The organism is Cellulosimicrobium marinum, assembly GCF_020551945.1.
Classification (GTDB): domain Bacteria; phylum Actinomycetota; class Actinomycetes; order Actinomycetales; family Cellulomonadaceae; genus Cellulosimicrobium; species Cellulosimicrobium marinum.
In genome coordinates, this window is sequence record NZ_JAJBZH010000005.1 from 349,014 (window position 1) to 372,153 (window position 23,140).

A 23,140-nucleotide genomic window follows, 5' to 3' on the forward strand; every position below is an offset into this window, starting at 1 on the left:
GACCCCACGGCCACCAGGAGGACACCCCTCCCGGCGGCGGGGCCGCTCACAGATGCTCGTACACGTCCTGCAGGCTCAGCCCCTTCGCGAGCATCAGCACCTGCAGGTGGTACAGCAGCTGGGAGATCTCCTCCGCCGTCTTCACGTCGCCCTCGTACTCGGCGGCCATCCACACCTCGGCCGCCTCCTCGACGACCTTCTTCCCGATCGCATGCACCCCGGCGTCCAGCTGGGCGACCGTGCCCGAACCGGCAGGTCGCGTCGTGGCCTTCTCCGACAGCTCGGCGAACAGGGACTCGAACGTCTTCACACCGCCCAGCGTATCCGCCGACCGGCGGACGGCCCGCCCCGGGTCCGCCCACCGGTCACACGCACCACCGCGAGCAGGCCACGAGCCACCCGCCGCACCCGGCCCGCTCACAGCCCGCGCAGCGCGACCGCCGTCGCGACCGCCGCCTCCGCAGCCTCCGCACCCTTGTCCTCCCGCGACCCCTCCAACCCCGCACGGTCCACCGCCTGCGCCTCGTCGTCGCACGTCAGCACACCGAACCCCACCGGCACCCCCGACCGTGTGCTCACCTCCGTCAGACCCAGCGTCGCCGCCTGGCACACGTACTCGAAGTGCGGAGTCCCCCCACGCACCACCACCCCCAGCGCCACCACCGCGTCCGCGCCACGCTCCACCGCACGCGCTGCCGCCACCGGCAGCTCGAACGACCCCGGCACCCGCACCTCCGTCACGTGCGCCACGTTCGCCGCCGCCAACGCCCGACGCGCCCCCGCCAACAACCCGTCCATCACCTTCTCGTGCCAGCTCGCCGCCACCACGACCACCCGCAGCCCCGACCCGTCCACACGGATCGACGGCGCACCCGCCCCGCTCATCCCTCGTCCTCCTTCGTCTCGTCCGACTCCACCACGACCGCCCCGCCCGGGACCGCCACCGTGTCCAACAGATGACCCATCGCCACCTTCTTCGTCACCAGGTACGCCCGGTTGTGCTCACCATGACCCACCTCGATCCGCTCCGACCCCACCACGTCGATCCCCGACGCCACCAGACCCGTCACCTTCGCCGGGTTGTTCGTCAGCACCCGCACCCGCGACAACCCCAGGTCCGCCAGGATCGCCGCCGCCGCCCCGTACTCCCGACGATCCACCGGCCACCCCAGCTCCAGGTTCGCCTGCACCGTGTCCAGACCCGCGTCCTGCAGCTCGTACGCCCCCAGCTTCGCCAACAACCCGATCCCCCGACCCTCGTGCCCCCGCAGATACACCACCGCACCCCCCTCCGCCGCCACACGACCCATCGCCGCCTGCAGCTGCGGACCGCAGTCGCACCGCGACGACCCAAACGCATCCCCCGTCAAGCACTCCGAATGCACCCGCACCACCGGGACACCCCCCGGCCCGACGGCGCTCGCAGCCACCGCGACCGACCCACCCCCGTCCGTCCCGCCAGCCCGAGGGACCGCCGGGACCAGCGCCACGTGCTCCGCCCCCGTCCGCAGGTCCCGGTACCCCACCACACGGAACCGACCGTGCGCCGTCGGCAGGTCCGCCTCCGCCGTCCGGTACACCCGCCGCGCCAGCGCCTCACGATCCGGCACCTCCGCCGCACCCGCCGGCGCCGGGTCGTGCACCAACCGCCACGCCACCAGGTCCGCGATCGTGATCAGCACCAACCCGTCACGCTCCGCCAGCGCCGCCGCATCACCCAGACGCATCATCGACCCGTCGTCACGCACCAGCTCCGCGATGCCCCCCACCTCACCCATCCCCGCCAGCCGCACCAGGTCCACCGCAGCCTCCGTGTGCCCCGCACGGTGCAGCACACCCCCCGGCACCGCCCGCAACGGCAGCACATGACCCGGCCGGATCAGATCCACCGCCCCCGACCCCGGATCAGCCAGCACCCGCAACGTCCGCGCCCGGTCCCCCGCCGAGATCCCCGTCGACACCCCCGCCGCCGCATCCACCGTCACCGTGTACGCCGTCCGCCGCGGATCCTGGCTGTGCGGCACCATCAACGGCAGCTCCAACGCGTCCGCCCGCGCCGCCGGCATCGGCGCGCACAGGTACCCCGACGAGTGCCGAATCGTCCACGCCACCCACTCCGCCGACACCCCCTGCGCCGCGAACACCACGTCCGCCTCGTTCTCGCGGTCCGGCGAGTCCGCCACCAGCACCGGACGACCCGCCCGGAGCGCCGCCAACGCCTCCTCCACCGACCCCAGCCGCACGTCCCCCGCACCGCCCGGCACCGCACCGCCCGGCACCGCGGCGCTCGCGGCCGGCGCGCCCTCGCGCGTCACGACGCGCTCCCCGGCACGACCCCCGCGGCACCCGTCGCGACAAGCAGCCGCTCCACGTACTTCGCGAGGACGTCCACCTCGAGGTTCACGCGCCCACCCGGCACCAGACCGCCGAGGACCGTCGCGTCGAGCGTCGTCGGGATGAGGGACACGCCGAACGTCCCCTCGTCCACGTGCGTCACCGTGAGCGACACCCCGCCCACCGCGATCGACCCCTTCTCCGCCACGTACCGCGTCAGCCCCGCCGGCGCGGAGAACACCAGGTCGTCCCACCTCTCCCCCGGCGCACGGCTCACCAGCACCCCGACCCCGTCCACGTGCCCCTGCACCACGTGACCGCCCAGCCGCGCGTCCGCCCGCACCGCCCGCTCCAAGTTCACCCGCGATCCCGCCACCAGGTCGCCCAGCGCCGTACGACGCAACGACTCCGGCATGACGTCCGCCGTGAACGACCCGTCCCCCCCGAGACCCGTCACCGTCAGGCACACGCCGTCGACCGCGATCGAGTCCCCGAGCCCCGCGTCCGACGTCACCACCGGCCCCTCGACCGTCAGCACCGCGTCCTGCCCGGCACCCCCCGGGAGCTCCACGCCCCGGACCGTCCCGATCTCCTCCACGATCCCCGTGAACATCAGCCGTCCTGCCTCTCCACGAACCTTCTCGACACCACCAGCGCGTCGTCCCCGACACGCCTCACCTCGACCGTGCGGAACCGGTGCGCGTCCCCGATCGTCGACACCCCCAGCCCGTCCACGGCCCGACGACCACCACCCAGCAGCACCGGCGCCACGTACGCGTGCAGCTCGTCCACCGCGCCCGCCGCGAGGAACGCCGTCGCGAGCGTCGGACCTCCCTCCAGCAGCACGTGCCGCACCTCCCGCTCCCCGAGCCGCACCAGCACCTGCCCGACGTCGCGCGTCAGCAGGTGCACCAGCTCCCCGCCCTCGCCGCGCACCCGCGCACCCGGCGGGATCCCCCGCATCCCCACCACCACCCGCACCGGCTGGTGATCCGCGAGGCCCTCGGCGCTCGCGGCGCCGTGCGGCCGCACCCGTGCGGTGAGCGACGGGTCGTCCGTGAGGAGCGTGCCGGTGCCGACGACGATCGCGTCCACCTCGCCACGGACGCGGTGCGCGTGCTCGCGGGCCGCCGGTCCGGTGATCCACCGGCTCGTACCGTCCTCGGCGGCGACGTAGCCGTCGAGGGTCGTCGCGGTCTTGAGCGTGACGTACGGCGTCCCGCGGCGTACCGAGGTGAGCCAGACGCGCAGGAGCTCCTCGCCCTCTGCGGCGCGCAGGCCGCGCACGACCCGGACGCCCGCGGCGCGCAGCCGCCGGGCGCCCCCTGCGGCTGCCGGGTTCGGGTCGTCGACGGCGTGCACGACCTCCGCGACGCCCGCGGCGACGAGCGCGTCGGCGCACGGGCCGGTCCGGCCGGTGTGCGCGCACGGTTCGAGCGTCACGACGGCGGTCGCGCCCGCGACGTCGACCCCCCGCGCGCGGGCGTCGGCGAGTGCGGCCGCCTCCGCGTGGGGCGTCCCGGCGCCGCGGTGGTACCCCTCGGCGAGCGCGCGGCGAGGGTGCGGGTCGAGGGAACCCGGGGCGGCGCCGTCGGGCAGTGCGGGCGCGCCCGTGGGCGGGCCGAGGAGGACGCAGCCGACGCGCGGGTTCGGCCCGTGCGCCGGTCCACGAGCCGCGAGCTCGAGCGCGCGCGACATCGCGTCGTCGATCGTCAGGGTGCGGGGTCGCTCGCCCATCGTCCTCCTCCCGGGCACGGGTGCTCCGGGGTGAGGGTGGGCGGCCTGGACGGGGCAGCCCGACAGGGCTCACCGCGTGCCGCTCACCACGGCGGGGCCGGTCGCCTCGGTGTGCGGGCTCGCCGACGGGTCGGCGGGCGCACGCCGTGGGGACGGCCGCGCCGCACGTGCTTCCTCCCATCCGGACTGTCACCGTCGGTCCTGGAGTTCCACCAGGTCAACCGCGCGTGGGCGCGGGTCGCGGACTGTCACCGCCGGCTCGGAATTGCACCGACCCCGGAGCACGTTCGTGCGTACTGCGTTCTGCAGTGGCCGATGCTACCCGCGCCAGCGGGCGCGAGGCGAGATCGGCGGTCCTGGTCGAGATCGGCAGACCGGTCGTGCCGATCTCGTCCATTGCCGCCGACCTCGCAGCCCCCCCCCCCCGCTGTCTGGGCCGGGTCGCGTGTCCTCGGTGGTGGGTAGGGTGGATGAGCGCTTGGCACACTATTTTAGACGGACGAGCAGCAGGTCTGCAGCGCGTGCTGCCCGGTGCGGTCAGTGCGCGTGGGCCGCCGTGGCGAGCGTGCGCAGCGCCTCGATCTCCCCCGGCACGCTCTCGGCGCCGTACACCGCCGACCCCGCGACGAACACGTTCGCGCCCGCGTCGGCGGCCCGCTCGATCGTCGAGCGCGACACTCCCCCGTCGACCTGGATCCACACGTCCAGGCCCGACTCGCTCACGGCCTCCCGGGCCCTGCGGATCTTCGGCAGCGTCCCCTCGATGAACGACTGACCGCCGAAGCCGGGCTCGACCGTCATGACGAGGATCATGTCCACCTCGGCCAGCAGGTCCAGGAAGGGCTCCACAGGCGTCGCAGGGCGCAGCGCGAGCCCTGCCCGGGCTCCCAGGCGCCGGAGCTCGCGCGCGAGCCGTACAGGGGCAGCAGCGGCCTCCACGTGGAACGTCACCGACGCCGCGCCCGCCTCCGCGTACGCCGGCGCCCACCGGTCCGGGTCCTCGATCATGAGGTGCGCGTCGATCGGGACGGGCGACACCTGCGCGAGCCGCTCGAAGACGGGCAGGCCGAGCGTGAGGTTCGGCACGAAGTGGTTGTCCATGACGTCGACGTGCGCGTAGTCCGCCGTCGCGATCGCGTTCAGGTCGCGCTCCAGGTTCGCGAAGTCGGCGGACAGGATGCTCGGGGCGATGAGGGCTGCCATGAGCCACAGCCTAGGTGCGCGTCCGCGCGGCGCACTCCTAGGCTCGGGCCGTGAACCCGCTCCCCTCCCCCGGCACCGCGCCCTCGTCCCGACCCGAGCGCAGCGCGCAGGCGGGCGTCCGTGTCCGCGCCGCGACCCGGGGCGACCTCGAGCGTGTCGCCGAGGTCGCCGCCCACTACGTGCGCGAGACGTGCGTGACGTTCGAGGAGGAGCCCTGGGACGTCCCCGCGTGGGAGCGCAAGCTCGACGACGTCGCGGCGCGCGGCCTCCCCTTCCTCGTCGCCGAGGTCGACGCCGCGGACGGCACGTCCCCGGCCGGCACCGCCCTCGCCGGGTACGCCTACGCCTCGCCCTGGCGCCCCAAGCCCGCGTACCGCCACACCGTCGAGGACACGATCTACCTCGACCCGCGGCACGCCGGACGCGGCGTCGGGACGGCGCTCCTGCGGGCTCTGCTCGACGCGTGCGCGTCGGTCGGCGTGCGGCAGGTCGTGTCCGTCGTCGCCGACGTCCCCGAGGCCGCCGGGTCCGTGCCCCTGCACCGCCGCTTCGGCTTCACCGAGGCCGGGCGCCTCACCGCCGTCGGCTTCAAGCACGGGCGCTGGGTCGACACGATCCTGCTCCAGCGGACCCTCTGACCGCGCCGAGCACCCCGGAGGTTCAGACGACGAGGCCGCGGCGCAGGTCGGTCGTGCGCTGCTCGACGGTGCGCCACGCGTGCCGGCTCACGCCCGGGTGGGCGTCGCGGTCGATCTCCGCGAGCGCCGTGAGGAGTCCGTCGAGGGTCTGGGCGACGGCGCGCTGGGCGCGGCGGCGTGGGAGTCCCCAGGTGGTGCCTTCGGTGACGAGGTGCTCGGCGGTGAGGTGGTCCATGTCGCGTTCTCCGGCGACGTCCATGGCGAAGGTGCGGGAGGCGTGGGGGTGGTGGAGGTGCATGGAGACGTCGTAGGCGGGGGCGAGGCGGACGGTGCCGTCGTCGTGGCGGAGGAGGGAGATGTTCTTGGCGTGGGCGTCGGTGTTGCCGATGGCGAGGTTGAAGGTGGTGAGGGCGAGGAGGGGGTCGGGGCGGGTGCCGTCGTCGCGCAGGACGCGGGCGATGCGGGCGAGGGAGGGGAGGGCGCGTCCGTGCTGGAACTTGCGTTCGGGGTCGCGGGTGTTGATGCCGAGGGCTTGCGCGGTGTCCTCCTGGTGGAGGCGGGCGGTTCGCGTGGGGTCGGCGGGGTGGGGGACGCGGTCGTAGCGGGTGACGACGATGGCGCGTTCGCCGTCGAACTCGGTGACGTGGGCGTGGACGGTGGTGAGGTCGGTGCGGCGGGCGAGGTCGAGGCTGGCTGCTTCGGTGTTGACGAGGTCGGCGGTGGGTGAGTCGGAGGGGCGGGCGACCTTGAGGATGTGGGTGGTGGGCGCGGAGCCGTGGGGTCGGGCCCAGCCGTACCCGTCGTGGAGGAGGGTGATCTTGGGTTCCATGCCGGGCAGGGAGCTGGTGAGGTGCTCGCTGCGGCCGTGGCCGCCGGCGCGGGAGATGCTGGCGCGCAGGAGGCGTGCGACGTCGGTGTCGTCGAGTCGTTCGGGTGTGCCGGGTGTCGGGGGCGTCTGGTCGTCGGGTGCGAGGAGGACGGCGCCGGCGGTGTCGTGCCCGTAGTGGGCGAGGAAGGTGAGGGTGTCGTCGGGGTCGATGCCTGCGTCGAGGGCGAGGGTGTCGCGTGTGCGGCCTTCGGGCAGGAGTCCGTCGAGCCAGGCGGCGACGCGGGCGGGGTGGGGTGGGGTGTCGCCGGTGGGGGTGATGGGCAGCAGGTGGGAGAGCACCCGTGCGCCGTGGCCCCATCGTGCGAGGGCGTCGTCGGTCCAGGTGAGGTGGACCCGGTGGGCGCCGCTGCCGGTGGGTTGCGGGTCGGGTGCGAGTCGGGCGACGGGCGTGCCGTAGAGCCAGGCGGTGACGGTGGTCGTCATCGTCGGTCGTGGAGCCGGAGGTCGACGTCGAGCGTGTCGAGGAGCTCGAAGAGTCGTTGGACCCAGAGGTTCTCGACGCCGTTCTCGAGCTCGGACAGGTACTGGCGGGTGATGCCGAGCTCGTCGGCGACCTGTGCCTGGGTGAGTCCGCGGGTGCGTCGGACGCGGGCGAGGTAGGTGCCGAGGTCTCGGGGGTTGCGGGGTGCTGTCCAGCCGTCGGTCATGGGGACTCCGCTCGACATCGTGTTTTCCTGACACGGTTCGCTTGTCAGGTTACCACGACACCGAGCCGGGCATCCGGATATCGCGTCACGCGACGTGCGGGTGTTCCCCGTCCGTGCGGCGCAGGAGCGTGAGGTGCATGGCGTCGGTGCCGTGGACGTGCGGCCAGAGCTGGACGTCCCGACGGGTCCCGAGGTCGAGGGTGTCGCGCGCGTCCGGGTGCACGACGTCGCGCACGACCGCGGGGGCGTCGAGGAGCTCGACGTCGTCGCGGCGGCGCAGCACGTCGGAGACGACGACCTGGGTCTCGGCGAGGTGGGGCGAGCAGGTCACGTAGGCGACCACTCCCCCGGGCCGGACGGCGTCCAGCGCGGAGGCGAGGAGCTCGCGCTGCAGGCCGGTGAGCGTGGCGAGGTCGCCGGGGGTGCGGCGCCAGCGGGACTCGGGGCGGCGGCGCAGGGCGCCGAGGCCCGTGCAGGGCGCGTCGAGGAGCACGCGGTCGTACGCGGCGGGCTCGTCCTGCCCGACGGCGCGACCGTCACCCGTGCGCACGGCCTCCACCGCGGCGTCGGGCACGGCGGCGAGGGCCCGCTCGACGAGGCGGGCGCGGTGGGGCTGCACCTCGTTGGCGACGAGGCGGGCGCCCCGTTCGGCCGCGAGCGCCGCGAGGAGCGCGGCCTTGCCGCCGGGGCCGGCGCACAGGTCGAGCCAGCGGGCGTCGGGGCCGGTGAGGGGTGCGGCGGCGAGGGCGAGGGCGACGAGCTGGCTGCCTTCGTCCTGGACGCCGGCGCGGCCGTCGCGGACGGCGGCGAAGGCGGCGGGGTCGCCGCCGTCGAGGCGCAGGGCGGTGGGTGCCCAGCGGGTGGGGGTGACGCGGTCGTCGCCGTCGGCGAGCTCGTGGGGGTCGGCGAGGCCGGGGCGGGCGACGAGGGTGACGCGGGGGGCGTCGTTGTCGGCGGCGAGGAGCGCGTCGAGCTCGGTGACGGGGCGGCCGGTGCCGGCGAGGGCGTCGCGCAGGGCGCGGGTGATCCACAGGGGATGGCTCTGGGTGGCCGCGAGCGCCGTGAGGGGGTCGGGTGCGGTGTCGGCGAGGGTGGTGAGCCAGTCGTCGAGGGGGGTGCGGGCGACGCGGCGCAGGACGGCGTTGACGAGCTGGGCGCTGCCGGCGCCGGTGCGTTCGCGGGCGAGTCCGACGGTCTCGGAGACGGCGGCGTGCTGGGGGACGCGCATGCCGAGGAGCTGGTGGGCACCGAGGCGCAGGACGTCGAGCACGGGGGGGTCGAGGCGGTCGAGGGGGCGGTCGAGGCACTGGGCGAGGACGGCGTCGTAGCGGCCGCGCAGGCGCAGGGTGCCGTAGGCGAGCTCGGTGGCGAACCCGGCGTCGCGTCCGCGGATGCCGCGTTCGCGCAGGAGGGGCGGGAGGACGAGGTTGGCGTAGGCGTCGGAGCCGTCGACCTGGCGCAGGACGTCGAACGCGGCGGCGCGTGCGGGGTCGGTGCCCTTGCGGCGTTGCGAGGGGGCGGTGCTGCTGCGGTGAGTCTCGCCGCGGGAGCGGGCGGCGCCGCGCTGGCGGCCGCGGGCGTCGCGTCGGTCGGGTCGGCGGTCGTCCTGCGCGCCCGTCGAGGCGTCGTTCGACCGTGCGTTCGACCTGCCGCGCGCGACGGAGCCCGTGCGGTTCGAACGGGCGTTCGAACCGGTGTCGTCGCCGGGGTGCTGGTCGGCGGTCACCGGGCCACCTCCGCACCGAGCACGAGCGCCTCGGGCAGGCGCGCGCCGCGGGCCCAGTCGGGCGCGGGCATGGCCTTCTTCCCGACGGGGGCGACGTCGCCGAGCGCGACGGCGTGCGTCGCCGTCCCGACGAGGACCTCCTTCTTGCCCGTGCGGACCTGCCCGGGGGCGAGGTCCGTGACGTCGGGGCGCAGGGTCACGGGGCCGAGGCCCAGGCGCACGGGGGCGTCGTCGGACCCGGGGAGCGTCGTCCAGGCGCCCGGCGCGGGGGTGCAGCCCCGCACGAGGCGGTCGACCGCGAGCGCCGGGTGGTCCCAGCGGACCTCCGCGTCGGGGGGCGTGAGCTTGGCGGCGTGGGAGACGCCGTCGGCGGGCTGGGGCTGCGGGCGCAGCGTGCCGTCCTCGAGCGCGTCGAGGGTGGCGACGAGCAGGCCCGCGCCGGAGACGGCGAGGCGGCCCAGAAGGTCGCCGGACGTGTCGCGCGGCCGGACGGTCTCGGTGGTGGTGCCGAGGGTCGGACCGGAGTCCAGGCCCTCCTCGATGAGGAACGTCGTGGCGCCGGTGACCTCGTCGCCCGCGATGATCGCGCGCTGCACGGGCGCCGCGCCGCGCCAGGCGGGCAGGACGGAGAAGTGCAGGTTGACCCACCCGTGCCGTGGCACCGCGAGGACGTCGGGGCGCAGGATCTCCCCGTAGGCGACGACGGGTGCGGCGTCGACGTCGAGCTCCGTCAGGCGGGCGAGGAAGTCGTCCCCGCGGGGGCGGTCGGTGATCACGGGGATCCCCGCCTCCTCGGCGCGGACCCGCACCGGGCTGGGGGTCAGGCGCCGTCCCCGGCCCGACGGCGCGTCGGCACGCGTGAGGACGGCGACGACCTCGTGGCGGGAGTCGAGGAGGGCGTCGAGGGACGGGACCGCCGCGTCAGGGGTCCCGGCGAACAGCAGGCGCATAGGCCCGAGTCTAGGTGGCGCGTCCCGGGTCGGGCGGCGCCGGGCGTGACCCCGGCGCCGTGGCCGGCACGTCCTGGAGCACGTCGTCCGGGTCAGGTCCGCAGGTCGGCGACCGGGGGGAACTCCGGGTAGGTGGCGTCGTCGAGCGGCGCGAGCTCCAGGCAGGAGGGACGGTCGTCGTCGACGAACAGCAGCACGAGGGCGTCGTCGAGCTCGGCGCCCAGCACGACGCGCGGGCCGCCCGTCGGCGCCGGGCCGGTCGCGTCCCCGAGGTCGACCGTCGGGCAGGACCCGCACCCGCACGTGCCGTGCACGCGCACGTCGGCGACTTGCGCGAGCCACCGCCGCCGGTCCAGCGCGTCACGCTCGGGGTCGACCGGCTCGTCACGGGTCCCGGACCGGATCATGCGGACCAGCACGTCCCGCTCCCGCACGGTCAACGGACGCGGGCTCCCGGTCGTCCCGGAGCCGGTCACGCGCTCGCCGGCGACACCGGCACGCCCAGGTCGCGCAGCGCCGCCCGCAGGCCCGGGGTGTGCTCGAACAGGTGCGTGCGCAGGCCCAGGCGTGCCGCGGCGTCGACGTTCGCCGGGCTGTCGTCGGTGAACAGCGTGCGCGCCGGGTCGAGGCCGAAGCGCGCGATCGCGAGGGAGAAGATCGCCGGGTCCGGCTTGGCGAGGCCCTCGCGCCCCGACACGAGCACGTCCCGCATGAGCGTCGTCGCCGGCGCGGCCGGTGCGGCGTGCGGGTACAGCTCCGCGGACCAGTTCGTCAGCCCGTACAGGCGCACCCCGAGGCCGTCCAGCTCGCGCACGAGCTCCTCCGAACCGTCCACCGGGCCCGTGAGCGTCGCCGGGAACCGGTCCAGGTACCGGTCGAGGAGCGGCACGTGCTGCGGGTGCGTCGCCGCGACCCTGGCGCGCGCGTCGTCCCACGTCGCCCCGGCGTCGCGCTCGTGGTTGAGCGTGCGGAAGTCGACGTCCGCGAAGAACGCGTCGACGACGTCGCGCCCGAGACCGTCGTACGCGCGGTACGGGTCCCAGCCCACGAGGACGTTGCCGAAGTCGTAGAGCACCGCGTCCACGGCGCGGCGCTCCCCCTGGTCGGCGGGAACGGGGTGGGATGTCACACGATCTCCTTCGGGTCGAGCTCCACCCGCACGCTACCCGCCTCGCGGCGCGCCGAGCGCACCGCGAGCGAGCCCGCGAGCTCGCGCGCGAGGCGACGCCCGTCGTGCACCGGGACGCGGACCACCGCCCGCACCGGGGGCGCGTCCACGAGGGACACCCCCGGTTCTCCCGCCGCACCCTCCGGCCCGGCCCCGCGGGCGCGGACGGTCGGCGCGACCTCCACCGGCCCCAGCACCGTGTCCGGGCCCGCGAGCCCGACCCGGCCCAGCACCGCCGCCACCGCCGCCCGGTCCCCCGTCACCGCCGCCACCCGTACCGCCGGGGGCAGCGCGAGCTCCGCCCGCTCGTCCAGCTCCCGGTCCGCGAGCCCCGCCGGGTCCCAGCGCACGAGCGCGTTCGTCGGCGCCGGCGCCGCGTCCCCGACGAGCAGCACCTGCCCGCCCGACGACGCGGGCCGCACCAGGGCCGCCGCCGCGAGCCAGCGCGCGAGCGCGTCCTGCGCGACGTCCAGGCCGACGTGCGCCGTGCTCACCGCCGCGTCGAGGAGCAGCGCGGCCGCGTACCCGCCGTCCGCCACCGGCTCGGCCCCCGGCGTCGCGACCACCAGCGCGGGACGCGACGGCACCGCCGCGAGCACCCCGCCCGCCGCCGCGGCCCCCGACACCAGCACCGGCACCCCCGCGAACGCGCGCCCCAGCTCCTCGGCCGTGCGCGCCGACCCCACCCGCACCGAGCGCAGGCCCGTCCACCCGCACTCGTCGCACGACCAGCCCCCCGCGAGCGCCCCGCACCACGCGCACTGCGGAGCCGCCCCCGGGCCCGCCAGGGCCAGCGGGCCGTGGCACGTGCCGCACCGGGCGGGCGTGCGGCACCGGGCGCACGCCACGACGGGCACGTACCCCGACCGGGGCACCTGCACGAGGACCGGGCCGTCCTCCAGGGCGGACCGCGCGGCACGCCACGCCGCGGTGGGGATGCGCGCCGCGGCCCCCGGCCCCTCGGCCGCGAGCTCGACCGACGTCAGCGCCCGCACCCGGGGCGCGCGCGCCCGCACGACGTCGCGCGGCGCCCCGAGCTCGTGCGCCCACCCACGCCGGACGAGCGCCTGCGCGGCGACGGTGCGCCCGTGCGAGCCGAGGAGGAACGCCGCACCTTCCTGCTCGCTGCGCAGCGCCAGCACGTCCCGCGCGTGCGGGTACGGCGCGCGCGGCTCCGCGAGGGTGGCCTCGCCGTCGTTCCAGCACACGACCAGCCCCAGGTCCGCCACGGGCGCGAACGCCGCCGCGCGCGTCCCCACGACGACGCGCGCGCGCCCGTGCAGCACCGCGAGGAACGCGCGGTACCGGGGCGCCGGGCCCTCGTCCGCGGTGAGGCGCACGACGTCGCCCCCCGCCCCCTGCTCCCACCCCACCAGGCCGACCGCGTCCAGCGCGGCGCACACCTGGTCGACGTCACGGGCATCCGGCACCACGACGAGCGCACCCCGGCCGCCCGACCGCGCGGCCCGCACCGCCTCGGCGACCGCGGCCGCCCAGTGCGTCACGGGAACGGCGTCACGGCGCGTGCGCCGCCCCCGGGCCCGCGCCACGGCAACGGGCGCGGGCGCACCGGCCGCCCTGGCGGAGTCTGTAACAGCGTCGGTAGCCGTGTCGCTCACGGTGCCGCTCACGGTGCCGCTTACGGTGTCGCTCGCAGCGTCGGTGGCTGTGTGGTCGGCTGTGTCGCTGACGCGGTCGGCCTGTGGCGGGGCGAGACCCGGCAGGGCGGTCCACACCGCCCGGGGAGCACCCCCCGCGGCGACGTGCCCGAGGAACGCCGCACCCGCGCGGTACGGGGCCCAGGCCGACCCGCCCGCGGCAGCGCTCCGCGCAGCGTCGGCAGTAGCGGTGGCGGTGGCGGTGGTGGTGGGAAGGGCGGACTCCGGCTCGTCCGGGTCGGGCGTCGCCGCGAGCGCCTGCTCGGCACGGGCGTGACGCGGCGGGACGGCCAGGCGCAGCACGTCGGGCAGGGTGCCCGCCCAGTGGTCGGCGACGGTGCGCGCGAGCCGTGCCACCGCGGGCGACAGGACCTGCTCGGGCGACACCACGCGCCGCAGCGGCAGCAGCCTGCCGTCGTGGTCGGAGCCCGCGGCCCGCTCGAGGACGAACCCGTCCACCTCGCGGCCCGCGAACCGGACCTTGACGCGCACGCCCGGGCGGGCGTCGTCGGCCATCGTCGCCGGCACCGCGTAGTCGAACACCCGGTCGAGGTGCGCGGGTGCCAGGTCGAGCACGAGGCGCGCCACCGGGTCGTGGGCCGCGAGCGCAGGACCCGGACCGGTCTCCCGCGAGGAACGGGTCGAGCGCGACGCGGCGGACCCGTGCGGGACCGTCGGGACGTCCACGCCGGGGAGCATCCCCTGCACCGGGGCAGGCCTGCCGTCGGGACCGCCCGGGCCCGGATCCTCGCTGCTCACGCCCTCATCCCATCACGCGCCACCCGCACCCGGGCACTCCGTGGGCGCCCGGCGGCAGGCGTCACACGACGGACTGCAGCGCCGCGACGCGGTCCGTGCGCTCCCAGGTGAAGTCGGGCAGCTCGCGCCCGAAGTGCCCGTACGCCGCCGTCGCCGCGTACACGGGGCGCAGCAGGTCCAGGTCGCGGATGATCGCGGCCGGGCGCAGGTCGAACACCTCGCGGATCGCCGCCGTGATGCGCTCCACCGGGACCGTGTGCGTCCCGAACGTCTCCACGTACAGGCCCACGGGGTGCGCCTTGCCGATCGCGTACGCCACCTGCACCTCGCAGCGGCGCGCGAGCCCCGCGGCCACGACGTTCTTCGCCACCCAGCGCGTCGCGTACGCCGCGGAGCGGTCCACCTTCGACGGGTCCTTGCCCGAGAACGCCCCGCCGCCGTGCCGCGCCATGCCGCCATACGTGTCGACGATGATCTTGCGGCCCGTCAGGCCCGCGTCCCCCCGCGGGCCACCGATGACGAACGTGCCCGTCGGGTTGACGAACAGGCGCATCCCGCGCGTGTCCAGGTCCACCCCCGCGGCCTCGAGCACCGGCGCGACGACCTCGTCCGCGACGTGCCGGTGCAGCTTCTCCTGCACCACGTCGGGGTCGTGCTGCGTCGACAGGACCACCGTGTCCAGGGACACGGCCCGCTCGCCGTCGTACCCGATCGTCACCTGCGTCTTGCCGTCCGGGCGCAGCCCCGGCACGGTGCCGTCGCGGCGCACCAGCGCGAGCCGCTCCGCGAGGCGGTGCGCGAGCCACACCGGCAGCGGCATGAGGCTCGGCGTGTCGTCGCTCGCGTACCCGAACATGAGGCCCTGGTCGCCCGCGCCCTGCGCGTCCAGCGGGTCGACGCCCGACCCCGCGTCGTCGCGCTCCTCCAGGCTCTTGTCCACGCCCTGCGCGATGTCCGGCGACTGCTGGCCGATCGAGACCGACACGCCGCACGAGTCCGCGTCGAACCCGATCGCGGAGGACGTGTACCCGATGCGCCGCACGACGTCCCGCACGATCTGCGGGATCTCGACGTACGCGTCGGTCGTCACCTCGCCCGCGACGTGCACGAGACCGGTCGTGACCATCGTCTCCACCGCGACGCGCGACGTCGGGTCCTGCGTGAGCAGCGCGTCGAGGATCGAGTCGGAGATCTGGTCGCAGACCTTGTCCGGGTGCCCCTCGGTGACGGACTCGGAGGTGAACAGACGCAGATCAGCCATGCCGCACAGCCTACTGTCCCGCCAGGTGGTCAGCACCATCCGCACCACGAGACGAGACGAGGTTTCACCCGCCGTGCAGACGCGCGACGACGGCGTCCCACACCGCGTCCGCCACCGCGTCCTTCGAGCCCTCCGCCTGCCCGACGACGTCCCCCGCCCCGTCGAGGAGCGTCACCTCGTTCACGTCCACCCCGAACCCGCGCCCGTCGCCCACCGCGTTGACGACGAGCAGGTCCGCGCCCTTGCGCCGGGCCTTCGCCCGGCCGTGCTCGAGCACCGACGCGGTCCCGTCGCCCGTCTCGGCGGCGAACCCGACCACGACCTGACGCGACCGCAGCCGCTCGTGCGCGAGCTCGGCGAGCACGTCCGGGTTCTCCACGAGGACGATCGGCTCCGGACCCTGCCCGGGCGTCTTCTTGATCTTCGTCGTCGGGGCCGACGCCGGGCGGAAGTCCGCCACCGCCGCCGCCATCACCACGACGTCCGCGTCCCGCGCCGCCGCCCGCACCGCGTCCCGCAGCTGCGCCGTCGTCTCCACGGACACCACCTCGGCCACCTCCGGGACGTCCACGTCCCCGGCGAGGTTCGCGGCGACGAGCGTCACGTGCGCCCCCCGGGCGTGCGCCGCGCGCGCGAGCGCCGCGCCCTGCCGACCCGACGACCGGTTGCCGATGAAGCGGACCGGGTCGAGGGGCTCGCGCGTCCCGCCCGCGGACACCACCACGCGGCGCCCCGCGAGATCCTGGCCCGCGGCCGGACCGGCTGCGCCCGCCTCCTGCGCCAGCGCGAGCGCGACCCGCGCGATCTCCTCCGGCTCCGGGAGCCGCCCCGGGCCCGTGTCCGCCCCCGTGAGGCGGCCCGACGCCGGCTCCACCACGTGCACCCCGCGGGCGCGCAGCGTCGCGACGTTCGCGACCGTCGCGGGGTGCTCCCACATCTCCGTGTGCATCGCGGGCGCCAGCACCACGGGGCAGCGCGCCGTCAGCAGCGTCGACGTCAGCAGGTCGTCCGCCCGGCCCGTCGCGGCCCGCGACAGCAGGTCCGCCGTCGCCGGGGCCACCACCACGAGGTCCGCCTCCTGGCCCAGCGCGACGTGCGGCACGTGCTCGACGTCCTCGAACACCCGGTCGGTGGCCGGCTCCCCGGACAGGGCCTCCCACGTCGGGGCGCCGACGAACCGCAGCGCCGCCGCGGTCGGGACCACCCGCACCCGGTGACCCTGCTCGCGCAGCAGCCGCAGCAGCAGCACCGCCTTGTACGCCGCGACCCCGCCGCTGACACCGAGCACGATCCTCATCCGGGCTCCTCACGCACGACGCCCCGCCCGGCGACGGCCGGGCGGGGCGTTCGGTGGCTCAGTCCTGCGCGTCCTCGGCAGGCTCGACGCTCTCGATCGTCAGCAGGCCCGCGTTGATCTCCCGCATGGAGATCGACAGCGGCTTCTCCTGGTTGCGCGTCTCCAGCAGCGGGCCGACGTTCTCCAGCAGGCCCTCGCTGAGCTGCGAGTAGTAGGCGTTGATCTGCCGCGCACGCTTCGCCGAGTAGATGACGAGCGCGTACTTCGAGTCGACGTGCTCCAGCAGGTCGTCGATCGGCGGGTCGGTGATGCCCTCGGGGGCGGCGACGGTTCCGGACACAGTTCGCTCCGTAGGGTTCTCGGGTCCTGCAGCCGGATCGCTGCAGCAGGTTCAGGGGTGGCGGCCCGGCCGGGGCCGCGCGCACCAGCACACCAGTCTACTCGCTGACCCGCACCGCGGGGTCCGCCGGGTGCTCCGAGCTCGCCGGGGACGGACGGTCCCCGGGGTCCGACCCCGCGTCGTCCGGGCCGGCGTCCGCCACCGGGCGCGGCTGCAGCCCCATGACGCGCACGAGCTCGTCGGTCGCGCGGTGCACCTCGTCGTTGACGATCACGTGGTCGAACTCCGACTCGGCCGCGAGCTCGACGCGCGCCGTCGCGAGCCGACGCTCCCGCTCCTCCGCGTCCTCCGTGCCCCGGCCGACCAGCCGGCGCTCCAACTCCTCCCAGCTCGGCGGCGCGAGGAACACGAACCGCGCCTCCGGCATCGACGCCCGCACCTGGCGCGCGCCCTGCAGGTCGATCTCGAGCAGCGCCGGGACCCCCGCCGCGAGCCGCTCGTCGACCGCGCGGCGGGGCGTGCCGTAGCTGTTGCGGCCGTGCACGACCGCCCACTCGAGCAGCTCGCGGTCCGCGACCATGCGGGCGAACTCCTCGGGACCGACGAACAGATAGTGCACCCCGTCCACCTCGCCCGGCCGCGGCCGACGCGTCGTCGCCGACACGGACAACCACACCTCGGGATACCGGGCACGGACGTCCGCGGACACCGTGCCCTTCCCGACGGCGGTCGGCCCGGCGAGGACGGTCAGACGAGCAGGAGCGGGGTCCGGTGCCGGGACGCCCGCAGCGGGCTCCCCCGACGCCGGCTCGGGCGGGTACGCGGAAATGTCAGCCAAACCTCTCGATGAGCGCCGCCGACTGGTGAGGGCCCAGGCCGCGGACACGACGTGTCTCGGCGATCCCGATCTCCTCCATGATCGCGCGAGCCTTCACCTTACCCACGCCGGGGAGGGACTCGAGCAACGAGACCACCTTGAGCTTGCCGATCATGTCGTCCTTCTGCCCGCGCTCGATGACCTCCTTCAACGAGCCCTGGGAGTACTTCAGGCGGTTCTTCACCTCGGCGCGGACCCGGCGGGCCTCCGCGGCCTTCTCGAGCGCCGCCGCGCGCTGTTCTGGGGTCAAGGGTGGAAGTGCCACGCAAGTCACCTACTCGTCGTCAGGCGGATGGGCCCACACACGCGGTCCCTGCACGTGCCCGGGACGGGTCCGGCCACCCGTCCCCGGGCGGCCGACCTGCACCGACGTGCGGGAACCGACCCCTCGAACGTAGCGACCCGGCCCCCGGCAGGCAACGACTGGGGCCCGCGCGTCGCTCACGCACGGCGCTCAGCCGACGAGCCGGGCGACGAGCGCGTCGCGCACGCCGCCGTCCACGCCGCACGCCTCGAGGTACCCGTCGACGCTCCCGAACTGCGTCGCCGCACGCTCCCACGCGCTCGCGAGGTAGTCCGGCTCGACCGTGAGCAGCGGGGCCAGGGCGGCCGCGTCGAGCCCGGGGACGGGCGGGATCGCGGCCGCGAGACCCTCCGCGGCGGCCGCGCTCGCCAGGTACTCCGTCATCCGGTCCTGCTCGTCCACGCCCACGACGTGCTGCACGAGCGCCACCACCCACCCCGTGCGGTCCTTGCCCGCCGAGCAGTGCACGACCGTCGCGCCCGGTGCCGTCGCGACGTCCGCCAGAACCCGGCCCACCGTCGCACGGATCCCGGGGTCCGTGACGAACGTCTCGTAGACGCCGAGCATCATGCGGCGCGCGACGGCCGCCGGGTCCGGGGCCGACACCAGCCCCGCGACCAGGGCGGCGGGGTCCGCCGACCCGCTCCCGCCGACCGGCCGAGCACCCGGCGCACCGTCCGGACCCGCACCGTCGGGATCCTCGCCGTCCGGACCCGCGCCGTCCGGACCCGCGCCGTCCGGACCCGCGCCGGACAGCCCGGCCGCGGGATCCATGGCCCGCCGCAGCACCGCCGCACCGTCCGGGACGACGTCCGCGCCGTCGCGCGCCACCTCGTCCGCACCGCGCAGGTCCAGCACCGTCGTCACCCCGAGCCCGCCGAGCACGGCCCGGCCCTGCGCGGTGAGCCGGGACAGGCTCGCGGTGCGCAGGAGCACCCCGGTCCGCAGCGGCGCCGAGGCGCCCACGGGGACCGCCCGGCCGCCGACGTCGCGCGCGTTCCACGTCCCGTCGACGTCCAGGACCCCCGGGGTCGACGGGACGGCGGACACGGCGTCGTGGCTCGTCATGCGCGCAGTCTCGCAGGTCACGACCCGCGACGACCACCCCGCGCCGGTCAGGGGCGCAGCGCCGCCGCCGCCTCGTCCGAGGCCGAGCACGCCGCCGTGCGCAGCGCCGCGACGTCCGGGCCCGCACGCAGCACGCCGCGCGAGCTCGACGCGAGCACCTGGCGCCGCGCCGCCCCGAAGACCGCGGTCAGCTCGTCCGCCCCGGCACCCTGCGCGCCCACACCAGGCGCGAGGAGCGGGCCGTGCGTCGCGACGAGGTCCGTGCCCGTGCGCGCGGCCGCGTCGCCGACCGTCGCGCCCACGACGAGCCCGACCGGACCGAGCGCCGCGCCCGCCTCTACCGCCGGCGCGTTGAGCAGCGCGGCCTCCCGGGCGACCTGGGCCGCGACGCTCTCCACGCCGGCCCCGGCGCCGCGGCGCGCGTGCTGGACCTCCGGGCCTTCCTCGTTGGACGTCAGGCACAGGACGAACAGTCCGCGGCCCGTGGCGAGCGCCAGGTCGACCGCGGGCCGCAGCGAACCGAACCCGAGGTACGGCGACACGGTCAGCGCGTCCGCGGCCAGCGGCGAGCCGTCACGCAGATACGCCTCGGCGTACGCGGACATCGTCGAGCCGATGTCGCCGCGCTTGGCGTCCATGACCACGAGCGTCCCGGCCGCGCGCGCCGCGGCGAGCACGTCCTCCAGGGCCGCCACGCCGCGCGACCCGTGCCGCTCGAAGAAGGCCGACTGCGGCTTCACCGCGGCGACCCGCCCGCCCACGGCCTCCACGACGCGCAGCCCGAAGTCCCGCAGGCCGCTCGCGTCGTCGGGCAGCCCCCAGGCGTCCAGCAGGCCCGGGTGCGGGTCGATCCCCACGCACAGCGGCCCGTGGTCGTCCATCGCGGCCGCGAGGCGCGCGCCGAACCCGGTCACGCGCCGGCCCCGTGCGCACCCGCCGTTGCGGCGGCCCGCGCCGCGATGCCCTCGCCGGCCATGTGCTCCTGGAGGCTCGCGACGTCGAACGGGCCCGCGAGGACCGCCTCGATGCCCTGCACCGCCGCGGCGAGCTGGTCCACCGTCGTCGCGATCGGCTTGTCCGCCGCCGTCGTCGCGGCACGGATCTCGTAGCCGTCCGCGCGCGCACCCTGGCCGGACGGGGTGTTGATCACCATGTCCACCTCGCCGGCCGAGATGAGGTCGACGATGGTCGGCTCGCCGTCCGCGCCACGCCCCGAGGAGAACTTGCGCACGACCCGCGACGCGATGCCGTTGCGGCGCAGCACGCTCGACGTGCCCGCCGTCGCGAGGATCTCGAAGCCGAGCTCCGCGAGACGCTTCACCGGGAACACGATCGAGCGCTTGTCCCGGTCCGCGACCGACACGAACACGCGGCCCGACGTCGGCAGCCCGCCGAAGGCCGCCGCCTGCGACTTCGCGAACGCGTGCGGGAAGTCGCGGTCGAAGCCCATGACCTCGCCCGTCGAGCGCATCTCCGGGCCGAGGACCGTGTCGACGACCGTGCCGTCCGCGGTGCGGAACCGCTTGAACGGCAGCACGGCCTCCTTGACGGCGATCGGCGCGTCGAGCGGCAGGTCGCCGCCGTCGCCCTCCGCCGGGAGCACGCCCGCGGCCCGCAGGTCCGCGATCGACTCCCCGGCCATGACGCGCGCCGCGGCCTTGGCGAGCGACGTGCCCGTCGCCTTGGACACGAACGGCACGGTACGCGACGCGCGCGGGTTGGCCTCGAGGACGTACAGCACGTCGGACACCAGCGCGTACTGGACGTTGAGCAGCCCGCGCACGCCGACGCCGCGGGCGATCGCCTCCGTGGAGCGGCGGATCCGCTCGATCTCGGCCTCCGACAGCGACACCGGCGGCAGGACGCACGCCGAGTCGCCCGAATGGATGCCCGCCTCCTCGATGTGCTCCATGACGCCGCCGAGGAACAGCTCGGTGCCGTCGTACAGCGCGTCGACGTCGATCTCCATCGCGTCGTCGAGGAACCGGTCGATGAGCAGCGGCGCGGGCAGGAGCCCGCCCGCGGTGCGCTCGTCCGCGGCGGCCGCCGCGAGCGCGCGCTCGACGTACTCGGTGAGCTGGTCGACCGAGTACACGATCTCCATGCCACGGCCGCCCAGCACGTACGACGGACGCACGAGCACCGGGTAGCCGATCCCCGCGGCCACGTCCTTCGCCGCCTCGAGGGTGCGGGCCGTGCCGAACGCCGGCGCGGGCAGGCCGGCCTCGACGAGGACGCGGCCGAACTCCCCGCGGTCCTCCGCGGCGTCGATCGCCTCCGGGCTCGTGCCGAGGATCGGCAGGCCGGCATCGGCGAGGCGCTGCGCGAGCGCGAGGGGCGTCTGCCCGCCGAGCTGCACGATGATGCCCTTGACGGGCCCCGCGGCGAGCTCGGCCTCGTACACCTCCAGCACGTCCTCGAACGTCAGCGGCTCGAAGTACAGGCGGTCCGAGGTGTCGTAGTCCGTCGAGACGGTCTCGGGGTTGCAGTTGACCATGACGGTCTCGTACCGCTCACGCAGCGTCAGGGCCGCGTGCACGCACGAGTAGTCGAACTCGATGCCCTGGCCGATGCGGTTCGGGCCCGACCCGAGGATGATGACGGCCTCGCGCTCGCGCGGCGCGACCTCCGTCTCCAGGTCGTAGGACGAGTAGTGGTACGGCGTGCGCGCCGCGAACTCCGCCGCGCAGGTGTCGACCGTCTTGTAGACGGGGCGCACGCCGAGGGCGCGGCGCACCTCGCGCACCGTCGCCTCGCCGGCCGGGCCCATGCCGCGCAGGCGGGCGACCTGGGCGTCCGAGAGCCCGTGCTTCTTCGCGTCGCGCAGCACGTCCTCGGTGAGCGCGGGCGCCGAGGCGACCGCGGCGGCGACCTCGTTGACGAGCTGGACCTGGTCGAGGAACCACGGGTCGATCTTCGTGGCCTCGAAGACCTGCTCGACGCTCGCCCCGGCGCGCAGCGCCTGCTGCACGCCGATGAGCCGGTTCTCCGTGGGGCGCGCGATCTCGACGAGGAGCGCGTCGAGCGCGTCCCCGGACAGGGGCTCGCCGTCCCAGTGGAACACCGAGCCGCCCTTGTCGATGCTGCGCAGCGCCTTGCCGAGCGCCTCGGTGAAGTTGCGCCCGAGGGCCATCGCCTCACCGACGGACTTCATGGTCGTCGTGAGCGTCGGGTCCGCGGCGGGGAACTTCTCGAACGCGAACCGCGGCACCTTCACCACGACGTAGTCGAGCGTGGGCTCGAACGACGCGGGCGTGACCTGGGTGATGTCGTTGGGGATCTCGTCGAGCGTGTACCCGACGGCGAGCTTCGCCGCGATCTTCGCGATGGGGAAGCCGGTCGCCTTCGACGCGAGCGCGGACGAGCGCGACACGCGCGGGTTCATCTCGATGACGACGACGCGGCCCGTGGCCGGGTCGACCGCGTACTGGATGTTGCAGCCGCCCGTGTCGACGCCGACCTCGCGGATGACGGCGATGCCGATGTCGCGCAGCTTCTGGTACTCGCGGTCGGTGAGCGTGAGCGCGGGGGCGACCGTGATCGAGTCGCCCGTGTGCACGCCGACGGGGTCGACGTTCTCGATCGAGCACACGACGACGACGTTGTCGTTCTTGTCGCGCATGAGCTCGAGCTCGTACTCCTTCCAGCCGAGGATCGACTCCTCGAGGAGCACCTCGGTGGTCGGCGAGTAGTGCAGCCCCTGGCCGACGATCCGGCGCAGGTCCGCCTCGTCGTAGGCGATGCCCGAGCCCAGACCGCCCATCGTGAACGACGGACGCACGACCATCGGGTACCCGAGGTCCTCGGCGGCGACGATCGCCTCGTCGACCGTGTGGATGATCGCCGAGCGGGCGGACTCGCCGCCGCACTTGTCGACGACGTCCTTGAACTGCTGGCGGTCCTCGCCCTTCTGGATGGCGGGGATGTTCGCGCCGATGAGCTCGACGCCGTACTCCTCGAGCACTCCCGCCTCGTCCAGCGCGATCGCCGCGTTGAGGGCGGTCTGACCGCCGAGGGTCGGCAGCAGCGCGTCGGGGCGCTCCTTGGCGATGATGGACGTGAGGACCTCGGTCGTGATCGGCTCGACGTACGTGGCGTCGGCGAACTCCGGGTCGGTCATGATCGTCGCCGGGTTCGAGTTCACGAGGACGACCCGCAGGCCCTCCTCCTTGAGCACCCGGCACGCCTGGGTGCCGGAGTAGTCGAACTCGCAGGCCTGCCCGATGACGATCGGGCCGGACCCGATGACCAGGACGCTCGAGATGTCGGTTCTGCGCGGCACGG

Annotated in this window: 22 protein-coding genes and 1 riboswitch; of the genes, 1 reads left to right on the forward strand and 21 read right to left on the reverse strand. The window is 75.5% G+C overall.

Annotated elements, in window-relative coordinates; all coding sequences use genetic code 11:
* Positions 1–46 precede the first annotated feature (46 nt).
* The 6 genes from LGQ04_RS13420 to rpe all read right to left on the reverse strand — a co-directional run bounded on the left by LGQ04_RS13420 (position 47) and on the right by rpe (position 5,274).
* Positions 47–310 carry a phosphoribosyl-ATP diphosphatase gene (locus LGQ04_RS13420; protein WP_229244418.1) on the reverse strand — a complete coding sequence of 88 codons (264 nt, stop codon included), beginning with the start codon at positions 308–310 and terminating at the stop codon, positions 47–49.
* A gap of 107 nt (positions 311–417) precedes the next feature.
* Positions 418–885, reverse strand: coding sequence for a 6,7-dimethyl-8-ribityllumazine synthase (gene ribH / locus LGQ04_RS13425; protein ID WP_229244419.1), 468 nt, complete (start codon positions 883–885; stop codon positions 418–420).
* Entirely contained in the window at positions 882–2,264 is a 1,383-nt protein-coding gene (gene ribB / locus LGQ04_RS13430) for a 3,4-dihydroxy-2-butanone-4-phosphate synthase (protein ID WP_372470076.1), read from the reverse strand. Before ribB ends, ribH begins: the two co-directional genes overlap by 4 nt.
* Positions 2,265–2,311: 47 nt before the next feature.
* Positions 2,312–2,947, reverse strand: coding sequence for a riboflavin synthase (locus tag LGQ04_RS13435; protein ID WP_229244420.1), 636 nt, complete (start codon positions 2,945–2,947; stop codon positions 2,312–2,314).
* On the reverse strand, positions 2,947–4,071 hold the full coding sequence (gene ribD / locus LGQ04_RS13440; RefSeq protein ID WP_229244421.1) for a bifunctional diaminohydroxyphosphoribosylaminopyrimidine deaminase/5-amino-6-(5-phosphoribosylamino)uracil reductase RibD: 1,125 nt from the start codon (positions 4,069–4,071) through the stop codon (positions 2,947–2,949). Before ribD ends, LGQ04_RS13435 begins: the two co-directional genes overlap by 1 nt.
* Positions 4,072–4,235: 164 nt before the next feature.
* A riboswitch (FMN riboswitch) is annotated at positions 4,236–4,359 on the reverse strand.
* Positions 4,360–4,608: 249 nt separating this feature from the next.
* Positions 4,609–5,274, reverse strand: a complete 666-nt coding sequence (gene rpe, locus LGQ04_RS13445; RefSeq protein WP_229244422.1) for a ribulose-phosphate 3-epimerase — start codon at positions 5,272–5,274, stop codon at positions 4,609–4,611.
* 50 nt (positions 5,275–5,324) lie between these two features.
* Between rpe and LGQ04_RS13450 the strand changes: the two genes are divergently transcribed.
* A complete protein-coding gene (locus LGQ04_RS13450; RefSeq protein WP_229244423.1) occupies positions 5,325–5,912 on the forward strand; it encodes a GNAT family N-acetyltransferase in 588 nt (195 codons plus the stop codon).
* Between the two features lie 22 nt (positions 5,913–5,934).
* Here LGQ04_RS13450 and LGQ04_RS13455 read toward each other — a convergent pair whose 3' ends face one another.
* The 15 genes from LGQ04_RS13455 to carB all read right to left on the reverse strand — a co-directional run bounded on the left by LGQ04_RS13455 (position 5,935) and on the right by carB (position 23,138).
* Complete coding sequence (locus tag LGQ04_RS13455) at positions 5,935–7,224, reverse strand: type II toxin-antitoxin system HipA family toxin (RefSeq protein ID WP_229244424.1); 1,290 nt, start codon at positions 7,222–7,224, stop codon at positions 5,935–5,937.
* Positions 7,221–7,466: a helix-turn-helix domain-containing protein gene (locus tag LGQ04_RS13460; protein ID WP_229244425.1), complete on the reverse strand. Its 246-nt coding sequence runs from the start codon at positions 7,464–7,466 to the stop codon at positions 7,221–7,223. Before LGQ04_RS13460 ends, LGQ04_RS13455 begins: the two co-directional genes overlap by 4 nt.
* Positions 7,467–7,533: 67 nt before the next feature.
* Positions 7,534–9,174, reverse strand: coding sequence for an RsmB/NOP family class I SAM-dependent RNA methyltransferase (locus LGQ04_RS13465; protein WP_229244426.1), 1,641 nt, complete (start codon positions 9,172–9,174; stop codon positions 7,534–7,536).
* On the reverse strand, positions 9,171–10,124 hold the full coding sequence (fmt, locus tag LGQ04_RS13470; RefSeq protein ID WP_229244427.1) for a methionyl-tRNA formyltransferase: 954 nt from the start codon (positions 10,122–10,124) through the stop codon (positions 9,171–9,173). Before fmt ends, LGQ04_RS13465 begins: the two co-directional genes overlap by 4 nt.
* Before the next feature lie 92 nt (positions 10,125–10,216).
* On the reverse strand, positions 10,217–10,564 hold the full coding sequence (locus LGQ04_RS13475; protein WP_229244428.1) for a hypothetical protein: 348 nt from the start codon (positions 10,562–10,564) through the stop codon (positions 10,217–10,219).
* 32 nt (positions 10,565–10,596) lie between these two features.
* Positions 10,597–11,253 (reverse strand): HAD family hydrolase, encoded by a 657-nt coding sequence (locus LGQ04_RS13480; RefSeq protein WP_229244429.1) that lies wholly within the window; start codon positions 11,251–11,253, stop codon positions 10,597–10,599.
* Positions 11,250–13,649, reverse strand: a complete 2,400-nt coding sequence (locus LGQ04_RS13485; RefSeq protein WP_267494918.1) for a primosomal protein N' family DNA-binding protein — start codon at positions 13,647–13,649, stop codon at positions 11,250–11,252. The genes LGQ04_RS13480 and LGQ04_RS13485 overlap by 4 nt, the downstream gene beginning before the upstream one ends.
* A gap of 121 nt (positions 13,650–13,770) precedes the next feature.
* A complete protein-coding gene (gene metK / locus LGQ04_RS13490; protein WP_229244431.1) occupies positions 13,771–14,970 on the reverse strand; it encodes a methionine adenosyltransferase in 1,200 nt (399 codons plus the stop codon).
* Between the two features lie 64 nt (positions 14,971–15,034).
* Positions 15,035–16,267 carry a bifunctional phosphopantothenoylcysteine decarboxylase/phosphopantothenate--cysteine ligase CoaBC gene (gene coaBC / locus LGQ04_RS13495; protein WP_229244432.1) on the reverse strand — a complete coding sequence of 411 codons (1,233 nt, stop codon included), beginning with the start codon at positions 16,265–16,267 and terminating at the stop codon, positions 15,035–15,037.
* A 58-nt stretch (positions 16,268–16,325) separates the two neighbouring features.
* The gene (gene rpoZ, locus LGQ04_RS13500; RefSeq protein WP_229244433.1) at positions 16,326–16,607 is read right to left on the reverse strand and encodes a DNA-directed RNA polymerase subunit omega; all 282 of its coding nucleotides are present in this window, start codon (positions 16,605–16,607) and stop codon (positions 16,326–16,328) included.
* A 97-nt stretch (positions 16,608–16,704) separates the two neighbouring features.
* Entirely contained in the window at positions 16,705–17,445 is a 741-nt protein-coding gene (gene gmk / locus LGQ04_RS13505; RefSeq protein WP_372470071.1) for a guanylate kinase, read from the reverse strand.
* Positions 17,438–17,749, reverse strand: a complete 312-nt coding sequence (gene mihF, locus LGQ04_RS13510; protein ID WP_229244434.1) for an integration host factor, actinobacterial type — start codon at positions 17,747–17,749, stop codon at positions 17,438–17,440. The genes gmk and mihF overlap by 8 nt, the downstream gene beginning before the upstream one ends.
* Positions 17,750–17,938: 189 nt before the next feature.
* Positions 17,939–18,856 (reverse strand): tyrosine-protein phosphatase, encoded by a 918-nt coding sequence (locus LGQ04_RS13515; RefSeq protein ID WP_229244435.1) that lies wholly within the window; start codon positions 18,854–18,856, stop codon positions 17,939–17,941.
* A 47-nt stretch (positions 18,857–18,903) separates the two neighbouring features.
* On the reverse strand, positions 18,904–19,770 hold the full coding sequence (gene pyrF, locus LGQ04_RS13520) for an orotidine-5'-phosphate decarboxylase (RefSeq protein ID WP_308016406.1): 867 nt from the start codon (positions 19,768–19,770) through the stop codon (positions 18,904–18,906).
* On the reverse strand, positions 19,767–23,138 hold the full coding sequence (carB, locus tag LGQ04_RS13525; RefSeq protein WP_229244436.1) for a carbamoyl-phosphate synthase large subunit: 3,372 nt from the start codon (positions 23,136–23,138) through the stop codon (positions 19,767–19,769). Before carB ends, pyrF begins: the two co-directional genes overlap by 4 nt.
* Positions 23,139–23,140: the final 2 nt, after the last annotated feature.